Origin of the sequence: Bacillus sp. JJ1127, assembly GCF_036965845.1 — a bacterium.
Lineage (GTDB): Bacteria > Bacillota > Bacilli > Bacillales > Bacillaceae_G > Bacillus_A.
The window spans coordinates 12380-19702 of record NZ_JBALQK010000001.1; the positions used below are offsets into that span (position 1 = coordinate 12380).

The 7323-nt window shown below is 35.6% G+C and carries 4 protein-coding genes; all 4 read left to right on the plus strand.

Annotated elements, in window-relative coordinates; all coding sequences use genetic code 11:
* Positions 1-441 precede the first annotated feature (441 nt).
* Positions 442-3384, plus strand: coding sequence for a formate dehydrogenase subunit alpha (gene fdhF, locus V7183_RS00060; protein ID WP_335358328.1), 2943 nt, complete (start codon positions 442-444; stop codon positions 3382-3384).
* A gap of 12 nt (positions 3385-3396) precedes the next feature.
* Complete coding sequence (locus V7183_RS00065; protein WP_097896559.1) at positions 3397-3879, plus strand: DUF1641 domain-containing protein; 483 nt, start codon at positions 3397-3399, stop codon at positions 3877-3879.
* 336 nt (positions 3880-4215) lie between these two features.
* Positions 4216-6093: a glycerophosphodiester phosphodiesterase gene (locus V7183_RS00070; protein WP_335358329.1), complete on the plus strand. Its 1878-nt coding sequence runs from the start codon at positions 4216-4218 to the stop codon at positions 6091-6093.
* A gap of 508 nt (positions 6094-6601) precedes the next feature.
* Positions 6602-7323, plus strand: a 722-nt coding sequence (locus V7183_RS00075; protein ID WP_335358330.1) for a DeoR/GlpR family DNA-binding transcription regulator, incomplete at its 3' end; no start/stop codon positions are given.

A 7323-nucleotide genomic window follows, 5' to 3' on the forward strand; every position in this document is an offset into this window, starting at 1 on the left:
AGAGCAAACGAGTGTAGGTCACTTTTTATTCTGTATAGCAGGGATGTAGATGTCGAAAAGTTAAAATGTATACATATTATATAAATACAAATTAAAAAACCGGCGTAAAAACCCCTTTCTTTTAGNNAGGGCCTTTTCCTGCCACATGTAAGGATGAAAGCGAGTGTAGATCATGTTTTATTCTGCACAGCAGCAACGTATATGTTGAAAAATTAAAATGGATTTATATAGAAGATTACTTTGGTTATTATCGTATATTTACGATATAATAGAGTAGTAGAATAGTGTCATTTTTAAGGTTTCGTAGTATACCTTTATCATCTAGAATCAACTTCTAAGATAGGATTTCAACAGGGTGTTTCAAAAATATGTGTGGCAGTACAGTTGTGAAAGCGGATTCATAACTGTATTGTACAGTTAGTTGTAAGGAGAGGGGAAACCATGTCAGAACAGAACGTTCGTGTAACTGTTGATGGAAAAGAATTTCTTTCATCTGGTGAAAAAACGATACTGCAATTATTTAACGAAAGTAATTTAGAGCATCCACAGATTTGTCATGTACCAGAAGTAGATCCAATTCAAACTTGTGATACATGTATTGTGGAAGTAGACGGAAAACTTATGCGTGCTTGTTCAACAAAATTGGAAGACGGTATGCATATTGAAAGAAAATCAGCGCGTGCCAAAGAAGCGCAAACGGAAGCAATGGATCGAATATTAGAGAACCATTTATTGTATTGTACAGTATGTGATAATAACAATGGTAACTGTAAGGTTCATAATACGGTACATATGATGGGAGTTGAAGAGCAGAAATATCCATATGAGCCGAAAGTGAGTGCGAGTGAGGTGGATATGTCGCACCCATTTTATCGTTATGATCCGAACCAATGTATTGCTTGTGGACAGTGCGTAGAAGTATGTCAGAATCTACAAGTAAACGAAACGTTATCCGTTGATTGGAGTTTAGATCGACCTCGTGTTATATGGGACAATGGCGTTAGTATTAATGATTCATCCTGTGTAAGTTGTGGCCAATGTGTAACAGTTTGTCCTTGTAACGCATTAATGGAAAAAACGATGCTAGGAGAAGCTGGATTTATGACTGGGTTGAAACCGGATGTGTTAGACCCAATGATTGATTTTGTAAAGGACGTAGAGCCTGGATATAGTAGTATTTTAGCTGTTTCAGAAGTGGAATCTGCAATGCGTAAAACGAAGGTCAACAAGACGAAAACCGTTTGTACATTTTGTGGTGTTGGTTGTTCGTTTGAAGTATGGACGAAAGATCGTCAAATTTTAAAAGTACAACCTGTATCAGATGCACCGGTAAATGGGATTTCAACATGTGTAAAAGGGAAATTCGGTTGGGATTTTGTAAACAGTGAAGATCGCATTACGAAACCTTTAATTCGTCAAGGAGATATGTTTGTCGAAGCATCATGGGAAGAAGCGTTAGAAGTTGTTGCATCTAACATGCAGCATATTAAATCTGAATATGGTAGCGATGCATTTGGATTTATTTCTTCTTCAAAAGTAACGAATGAAGAAAACTATTTGCTGCAAAAGTTAGCTCGTCAAATATATGGAACAAATAATGTGGATAACTGTTCTCGTTATTGCCAATCTCCAGCAAGCGATGGTTTAACAAAAACTGTTGGTATAGGTGGAGACGCAGGGACAGTGAAAGATATTGCGGAAGCTGGCCTTGTTATTATTGTGGGAGCGAATCCAACGGAAGGGCACCCTGTACTTGCTACTCGTGTGAAACGTGCCCATAAATTACATGAGCAAAAACTGATTGTATCAGACCTACGTAAACATGAAATGGCAGAGCGTGCGGACCTATTTGTTCATCCGCGTCAAGGAACTGATTATGTATGGCTTGCGGGAATAACAAAATATATTATTGATCAGGGTTGGCACGATAAGAAATTCTTAGATGAAAATGTGAAGAACTTTGATGAATATAGCAAGATGTTAGAGAAGTATACACTTGATTATACGGAAGATATTACAGGTATTTCTCAAGGTACATTAAAAGAAATGGCTCGTATGGTATATGAAGCAGATGGTACTTGTGTACTTTGGGGTATGGGTGTTACACAAAATACAGGAGGAAGTACAACATCTGCAGCGATCTCAAACTTACTTCTTGTAACAGGTAACTATCGTCGCCCAGGTGCTGGTGCATATCCACTCCGTGGTCATAATAACGTACAAGGTGCTTGTGATATGGCAACATTACCGAACTGGCTTCCAGGCTACCAAGCAGTGTCGGATGATACACTCCGTGCGAAATTTGAAAAAGCATATGGTACTCAAATTCCAAAAGAGCCAGGGCTGAATAACATTGCAATGCTTGCGGCTGCAGAGGAAGGAAAACTCCGTGGTATGTATGTAATGGGAGAAGAAATGGCATTAGTCGATTCCAATGCGAATCATGTGCAACACATTTTAAGTAATCTCGACTTCCTTGTAGTTCAAGACATATTCTTATCAAAAACAGCTCGTTTTGCTGATGTTATTTTACCAGCGGCACCAAGTCTAGAAAAAGAAGGAACATTTACGAATACAGAGCGTCGTATTCAGCGTTTATATGAAGTTATGAAACCGCTCGGTGATTCGAAACCAGATTGGTGGATCGTGCAAAAAGTAGCCCGTGCCCTCGGTGGTGATTGGAATTATGAAAGCCCAAGTGAAATTATGGATGAAATCGCATCACTCGCGCCGTATTATTCACAAGCGACATATGATCGTTTAGAAGGATGGAATAGTTTATGTTGGGGTAGCCATGATGGTAGTGATACGCCATTATTATACGTGGATGGTTTTAACTTCCCTGATAAGAAAGCGCGCCTGTCATTAGATGAATGGGTGCCACCAGTTGTAGCGCCGGAAGAATACGATTTATTATTAAATAATGGTCGTATGTTAGAACATTTCCATGAAGGAAATATGACTAATAAATCAGTAGGGATTTTATCAAAAATTTCTGAGGTGTTTGTTGAGATTTCACCAGAGCTTGCTGCTGAGCGGAATGTGAAAGATGGTGGCCTTGTAGAACTTACATCACCGTTTGGAAAAATCAAAGTACAGGCACTTATTACAGATCGTGTAACTGGAAACGAGTTATATTTACCGATGCACGCGACAGTAAATGAAGAAGCGATTAATATTTTAACAGGAACAGCGACAGACCTATATACTTGTACACCAGCTTATAAACAAACGATGGTGAAAATGCGCGTATTGCGTGAAAAAGGAAATCGTCCGTTACCTGCTTCAAACCCAAGGGATAAAAAACGTCATCCGCAAAATGGTGTTGAAATCGAGCAAAAATGGCAAAGAAAACAATACGTATCACTTGTGGACCAGAATTAGGGGGCGAAGAAAGTGGCAAAAGAAATTACATTGATTCAAAAGAAAGTTATAACAGAAGAAGAAAAGAAACAACAGTTATCAGATGAGCTGTTAACACAATTAGCGGAGAATCAAGAGGCAGTAGCAGAAACGATGCAGCTATTGGCACAATTACAGCAAGCAGGAATTTTAGATGCTGCGATCAGCTTGCTTGCCGCAAAAGAAGATGTTTCTAAAATTGCTGTTGAGCAATTAAATCGTGAACCAGTAAAAAATGCATTAAATAATATGATGGGGGCAGGAGAAGCATTATCTTCTGTAGATCCAGAAATAACAAAACAGGTAACATCGAGTTTAGTGACAGGATTACAATTTGCGACAGATGAATTAAAAACAGGTAAAAAAACAAAGGTTATGGACTTTTTTAAAGTCTTAAAAGATCCTGATATCAATAGAGCGATTACATTTGGCTTTAGTTTTCTAAAAGCATTTGGACAAGGGTTAGAGAAAAAATAAACTAGAGAAAGAGTGATGGGGGAAAGGAACCATCACTCTTTTTTATGAGTGTGTATAAGAGTGTTCATGTTAAGCGGAATATATTATTATAAAAAAGATGGATGTGAACTGGAAATATATAAATCCATTTTAATTTTTCGACATTTACATCCCTGCTATGCAGAATAAAAAGTAACCTACTTTTTACTTCGCATGTGGTAGAAAAAGGCCCTGATCGCTTCTATGCATGAATAGATGCTCTCTCCCGCCTAAAAGGAGGATTTTTATGTCGGTTTTTAAAGTGATGTATATATATGGAATCCATCTCAAATATAGTTTTAGAATTTGGAGGGGTTTATGCTACACCGTAAAAGACTATCTATACCAGGAGTCATGAGACATTCCTTTCAAACGGTACGGTTTGCTTTTTGGAATGTGCTGGCTTTTCAGCTTGTTTATAAATTATTAGCGGCGATCGTATTTATACCGCTATTCCGTATGATTTTTAATAAGTTATTATATTGGGGCGGCTATGCAAATGCGACAAATGATGAGTTGCTAGCGTTTTTGAAAACACCATATGGTATTGCAGCTATTTTAATTTTATCGATATTGGCGCTCTTCCTCATTTTTACAGAGTTTGCAGTTCTTATTATTATTTCATATTTTGCACATAAACGACAAAAGGTGAAATTACGCCCGATCTTGTATAAAACGGTAACGTATTTACCTTCTTTTTTCACATATTGTTTGCCAGGATTCATCTTGTATGCTGTTGTATTGTTACCTCTATTAAGCTTGGGATATCAATCTGCATTAATCCCAGAAATTCAAATTCCAAATTTTATTACTGGTGAATTGTTTAAAACGACAATGGGGCAAATAGGTTACTACACTTTCTTTGCTGTAGTTGCATACTTGAATCTTCGTTGGATTTTTGTGTTACCGATTATTGTTTTAGAAGAAAAAACATTTCGTACAGCTGCACGCAAAAGCGCAAATTTGGTAAAAGAAAATTTCTTTAAAGTATTGTTCTTTTTAGTTGGCTTTTTGCTTTCAATCGGAATCGTATTTGTTTTACTTACAGGTATATACTTGCTATTTTTATGGGGTGTGTATGAATTTACAAACCCAAAAGGAACATTTGCCTTATTAGCAGAATCAACTCTATCAGTATTTTTAACGAGTACATTGTATTTATTTAGCTTTATTGTAACACCGTTTTATATTATGGCATTGACAAGGCTATATTTACAAAAGGTTTCAGTTGAAGATGTTCTATTAGAAGAGGGATTAGATTATTCAAAAACAAAAGCAGATAAATGTTTCTTTAAAAAGCATCGCTTGAAATTTATCGGTGTATATATTGTTGGGGTTTTCACGGTTGGTATGGTAGTTGCGTTCATTGTGACGTTTATTTCGAATTCCTATAAAGAGCCAGTGATTATGGCTCATCGTGGATATACTTCAAAAGGAGTAGAGAATACGAAAGAGGCAGTGCAAGGTGCGATTGATGCAAAAGCGGATTATGCTGAAATTGATGTATTGCAAACAAAAGATGGTGAATTGGCCGTTATACACGATTTGAAATTAAAGCGTCTTGCGAATGCGAATGTACATGTATCAGATTTGACGATGGATGAACTACGGAAACTTAATCTTAGTCAAGATGGATTCTCTGGGGAAATTAGCACACTTGATGAGATTATTAAGCTTGCAAAAAATAAGATAAAACTTAATATAGAAGTGAAATTGCACGGGAATGAGAATGAAAAAGATTTTGTAAAGAAGGTATTAAAAACAATTAAGGATAATGACTTTGAAAAGCAATGTATAATTCAAACATTGCACTATCCGCTTATTAAAGAATTTAAGCGTGCAAATCCAGATATAAAAGTAGGGTATGTACTCTATGCAGGTATAGCAAATTTAAAATATGTTCAAGCAGATTTTTATGTAGCAGAAGAATATATGTTGAATAAGCAATTAGTACAATCAGCTCATAAATTAAATAAACCGATTTATGTATGGACTGTAAATGATATGGAAAGCTTAAGGAAATATTATAAGCTTAATGTTGATGGGATTATTACAGACTATCCTGAGGATGCAAAAGAAACCATTAAGATGATGAAAGAGCAAGACGAAAGTGGAACGGATATGTTTGATAAGATTACAGAAACAACGGAAGATTTATTTTCCAAATTATTTATGAGTTATCCAGCTGCCAGTTAAATATCGGCAGCTGTTTTTTCATTAAAAACCTTTCTTTTTAGGTGGAAGAGAGTATCCGGCCATGCATAGAAGCGGTCAGAGCCTTTTTTAGCCCCATGCCGTGTGAAACCAAAAGGATAAAGCAAGTGGAGATCTCTTTTTAATTTCATAGCCGTGATTTATATGACGGAAAATCAAACTGAATATAGATAGGTGGGAGAGAATATCCGACATGTATAGAAACGGTCAGAGCTTTTTCCTATTCCATGCCAGGTTAAAACAAAGAGAGAACACATTTTGTGATGTAGATTGTTCAGTCGAAGTATGAATGAAAAATTCTTAAACTATACAATTTGCCTTTTAGATGAAATTATTGACTAGTTACACTATACTTTAAGTAAAGAGAAACAGAATAGAGAAAATGGTTTTATACTGCTAGAAATAGCGTTTTTTAGAGGTATCGTTCTAGTTTTTATAAGTTTTTTTAGAACGATGTATATTTTGTGTAATATAAAGAGGTGTTAATGGAATGAAATCTTATACACAATTTGAGAGAAGAAAATACATACTTGATGAGCTCGAAAAATACAATCGAGTGATGGTGAATGATTTAGCAAAGGCGTTAAATGTTACCACAGAAACAATTCGAAGAGATTTAGACATGATGCATAAGGAAGGTAAGCTTACGAAAATACATGGTGGTGCAGTTAAGAAAAAAGATCATACGATTGAATTTTATTTTGACAAACGTCGATCTGAGAATATTGAAGAAAAACGAAAAATTGCTATGGAAGCAAGTAAACTGGTAGAAGATAATGATATTATTGCAATTGAAATTGGGACGACTACGATGCAAATTTTGGATTTTATACATGATAAAAAGAATTTGACAATCCTAACAAACTCGATACCTGCTGTCAATAAAGTTATTGAACTTAAAGAACAGTATGGTTCATTTGATTGCAAATTAATAGTTTTTGGTGGAATGTTAAATTCCAATTCATTAGCATTGTCTGGAGAAATGACGTTAAACTATCTTGACCAATTTACTGTTAATAAATTATTTGCTTCGTGTGATGGAATTTCTTTAGAAAAGGAACTGACGTGTTCATATATTGAGGACGCACAAATTTTTCAGCAATTAAAGAAAAATGCAAAACAAGTTGTGATGATGATAGATGAGTCAAAGTTTAATTTAACAAAGTTTTATAAAAGCGGAAATTTTGAGGATATTGATGCGTTGTATACAAA